Origin of the sequence: Limnohabitans sp. (assembly GCF_044373035.1) — a bacterium.
In the GTDB taxonomy this organism is placed as follows: Bacteria; Pseudomonadota; Gammaproteobacteria; order Burkholderiales; family Burkholderiaceae_C; genus Limnohabitans_A.
Genome location: NZ_JBILQU010000204.1, coordinates 1 through 2,919 on the forward strand (window position 1 = coordinate 1; position 2,919 = coordinate 2,919).

2 protein-coding genes and 1 pseudogene are annotated in these 2,919 nt (G+C 59.3%); 2 read left to right on the forward strand and 1 reads right to left on the reverse strand.

Annotated features, from left to right (window positions below; translation table 11 throughout):
* A pseudogene (locus tag ACIQ47_RS15900) lies at positions 1 to 428 on the reverse strand (indolepyruvate ferredoxin oxidoreductase); the annotation flags it as partial.
* A 162-nt stretch (positions 429 to 590) separates the two neighbouring features.
* Here ACIQ47_RS15900 and ACIQ47_RS15905 point away from each other — a divergent pair.
* Entirely contained in the window at positions 591 to 1,505 is a 915-nt protein-coding gene (locus tag ACIQ47_RS15905; RefSeq protein ID WP_396439006.1) for a LysR family transcriptional regulator, read from the forward strand.
* Positions 1,506 to 1,643: 138 nt separating this feature from the next.
* A complete protein-coding gene (locus ACIQ47_RS15910; protein ID WP_396439007.1) occupies positions 1,644 to 2,738 on the forward strand; it encodes a calcium:proton antiporter in 1,095 nt (364 codons plus the stop codon).
* The last annotated feature ends 181 nt before the right edge of the window (positions 2,739 to 2,919 follow it).

Here is a 2,919-nt window from a genome sequence, read left to right on the forward strand (position 1 = left end):
GCGTGCGAGCGCTCTTGCATGATGCTCGAACCTTCGCCGTAGTCCTCGCCCACGATCAGCATGGCGCCGCCGGTGACGCCGCCCGAAGCCAGGTTGGCCAGCGCGTCAGACGCCACATTGGTGCCCACTGTGGATTTGAACGTGACCGCACCGCGCAACGGGTAATTGACCGAGGCGGCCAAAGTGGCGGCCGCCGTGGCCTCTGAGGCGCTGTGCTCGAAATGCACGCCCAGTTCTTGCAGGATGTCGTTGGCGTCGGTCAGCACGTCCATCAAGTGCGAGATCGGCGCGCCTTGGTAGCCCGCCACATACGACACGCCCGACTGCAGCAAGGCCTTGGTGACGGCCAGAATGCCCTCGCCGTGGAACTCGTCGCCATCACCCAGGCGAAGTTTTTGCACCTCTTGCACAAATGAGCGTTCAGCCATGTCCAGAACCTTTCGCGGAGCGTTCAGCTCCTGAATAACCCATTGAATTGATTTCAATGTAGGTCAGCTGTGGGGGCCAAGCAAATGGATTCTTCCAATGTTGTACATTGACTGCGTGAATAATTAGTAGCAACCCTTATTCGTTTGAGCCATGGGATCAACATGAATTTCCGACAACTCGACCTGAACCTTTTGCGTGTGCTGGTGGCGATCCACCGCACCCGATCTGTCACGGCCGCAGGCAAGGCGCTGGCCTTGTCACAACCCGCCACCAGCAATGCGCTGGCGCGTTTGCGGGCGTTTTTTGGCGATGACTTGTTTGTGCGCTCGCCCGCAGGTTTGCAGCCCACGCGCTTGTGCGAGCAACTGGCACCGGCCATGCAGTCGCAACTGTTGGCCATGGAAAGTCTGGTGCTCAACCACCAGCCTTTCAGCGCCCAAAGCAGTCACCGCCATTGGCGTTTGTCCTTGTCTGACTTGGGTGAAATTTTGTTTTTGCCGCGCCTGGCCTCGGCACTGCGCAGCCAAGCGCCCCTGGCCAGCTTGTCCAACATCTCGGTGGACGCGTCTCAGGTGGCGCAAGCCCTAGAGTCGCGCGACATTGACATGGCGATTGGTATTTTGAAACCCCAACACGCAGGCGTGCGCAGCCAGTTGTTGTTCAAAGAACGCTACATGGCCATTTCATCCAAAAACTGGACACCCACCCCCGGCGGGCGCAGCAGCACGCTCAGCCATGCGCAATTGGCGCAGGCGCACTTTGTGGTGGTCTCGCCCACCGCCACCTTCCACGGCAGCGTGGAGAAAATGCTGACGGGCATGAAATTGCAAGACCGCATCCTGATGCGCCCCCGGCACTTTGGCGCGATTGCCGAACTGGCGCAAAACACCGACCTGCTGTGCATCGTGCCCGAGATGTACGCCCGCGATCTGGGTCAGCGCATGGCCCTGCAAATGTGGACCCTCGAGGACGCCCCCACTTACGAAGTGAATCTGGTATGGCACAGCAGCACCGAAAAAGACCTTGACCAGCAGTGGATGCGCAGGGTGATTGAGCAGCTGTTTGCGCGGGCCTGAGGAGCCGCAAAGACCTTGGGCTTGTGATGGATCGGCATCGGCAGGCGGTTTCCTGTGCCATCTCTTGTGGCGTTTCAAGTGAAGGACATTGACTCAAGTCGGAGCGTGCGCGCCGTCGAAGTTGGCTAGACTCTGACCATGAAACTGTCTTCTCAATTACCCATTTGGGCGGTCATGGGCCCTGTTCTGGCCGGGGTGGCCCTGGTTTTTTCATGGGTTGGTCCCGCTTTTGCGGGAGGGTGGGTGTTGGATGTGATGTTGGTGGCAGGACTGATAACGGGCATTTTGGCGGCGGTGTTCCATGCGGAGGTGGTGGCGCACCGTGTCGGTGAGCCCTATGGAACGCTGGTGCTGGCCATTTCAGTCACTGCCATTGAGGTGGCGCTGATCGTCTCCATGATGATGTCCGCCGGAGAGGCGGCGACCGGGCTGGCGCGTGACACCGTGTTTGCTTCGATCATGATCATTCTCAACGGTATGGTGGGCATTTGCCTGCTGGCGGGTGGCCAACGCCATGGCGAACAAAGCTTCAGCCAGCTTGGGGTGTCTGCCGCCTTGGCCACCCTGGCAGCAATTTCGGTGCTGACCTTGGTGTTGCCGAACTACACCACGACCACCATGGGGCCGGTTTACAGCAGCAGCCAACTGACCTTCATCGCCATTGTTTCTGTGGTGTTGTATGGCACGTTTGTGCTGGTCCAGACTGTGCGTCATCGGGACTATTTTCTGCCGGCGGTGGCTGCAGGTGATCCCCAAATACATGCCGCACCGCCCTCCAGAAAATTAGCCATGTTGAGCACGGCCCTTTTATTGGGCTGTTTGGTCAGTGTGGTGCTTTTGGCCAAAGCGCTTACGCCAGCGTTGGAGGCGGCGGTCGACAAGATGGACGCGCCCAAAGCGCTGGTGGGCATCATCATTGCTGCGGTGGTGTTGTTGCCTGAGAGCATTGCCGCGTACCAGGCCGCCCGGGCCAATCGCCTGCAGACCAGTCTGAACCTGGCCTTGGGCTCGGCATTGGCCAGCATCGGATTGACCATCCCCGCAGTGGCCGTGGTGTCATTGGTAACGGGCATGACGCTCTCACTAGGCATCGACGAAAAGTCCACCGTCTTGCTGGTGCTGTCACTCATTGTGGCGACCCTGTCGCTGGGCACGGGACGCACAACGGTCATGCAGGGAACCCTGCATTTGGTCATCTTCGCGGTCTATCTCTTCACCGCCATCGTGCCTTGACCTTGTCTGCAGTGCAGGCAAATCCTTTTGTTGTACGCCTTCAGTAGCCGCTGCCGTCGCTGGGTGTTTGCGGCTGGTCCTGAGCATCTGGCTCCTGCGCCTTGAGCACCCGCGTGCCGTGCTTGCTCAATATTTCGACATAAACCGAAGCGGCCCCCGTTTTGGCCGCAGTGTCCACGGC